Here is a 723-nt window from a genome sequence, read left to right on the forward strand (position 1 = left end):
GTTCCCCATGAAGCGTTTTGTCAAGTGCTTTTTTGAGTTATTGACGCAAATTATCGTGAAAGTGCGAAAGTGCAAAGTGCAAAGGGTCTGCGTTTTGCACTTTCAGATTGCGGGTTCGGGTGGCTGCTTCTTCTTGATGAAGTTATACCATTGACCGCCGACACGCCTTGCTCCTAAAATGCCGCCCATGTTGCGCTTGGCGTTCTGTACCGTCCTCTCGGATATTCCGGCTTCGGCTGCGGCTTTTACAATGTCCTCACTGGCAAGCTCTTTCCCGTCTGCAAGCAGGTCAAGTATCAGCCGTTCCGCCTGTTCGGTCTTGGTGGCGGTGTTCCCGCCCGCGCCGGACAGCAGCTCGTCGGCGGTTATATCATATTCGCCTATCCACGAAAAGCCCGTTTCCGGGTCAAGGCAAAAGGCAACGGGCTTGCCCTCCGGCGCAAGGGAAGATTTGTCATGGACGATAACGCGCACATTCGGTTCTCGCTTCACGCGCCCGATCAGCAGGACGCTCCTTGCTGCGGCGCGGAAGTCGATAGAACCTAAGCCCCGGTATGCGCTCTGCCCTCCGGCAGCTTTGTTGAGATGTCCGATAAGGATAACGGCGCACCCGGTACGCTCGGCAACATCGGCAAGGCGGCGGAACATGGGGCGCACTTCGTTTGCCCGGTTCATGTCGGTTTTTTCGCCCATGTACGCCTGTATGGGGTCAAGGATAATCAG

1 protein-coding gene is annotated in these 723 nt (G+C 55.9%); it reads right to left on the bottom strand.

The features are described 5' to 3' along the window. Positions 1-102 precede the first annotated feature (102 nt). Positions 103-723, bottom strand: a 621-nt coding sequence (locus C4885_RS16190) for an AAA family ATPase (RefSeq protein ID WP_147237887.1), incomplete at its 5' end; no start/stop codon positions are given.

Source organism: Subdoligranulum sp. APC924/74 (assembly GCF_003324125.1).
Lineage (GTDB): Bacteria > Bacillota > Clostridia > Oscillospirales > Ruminococcaceae > Gemmiger > Gemmiger qucibialis.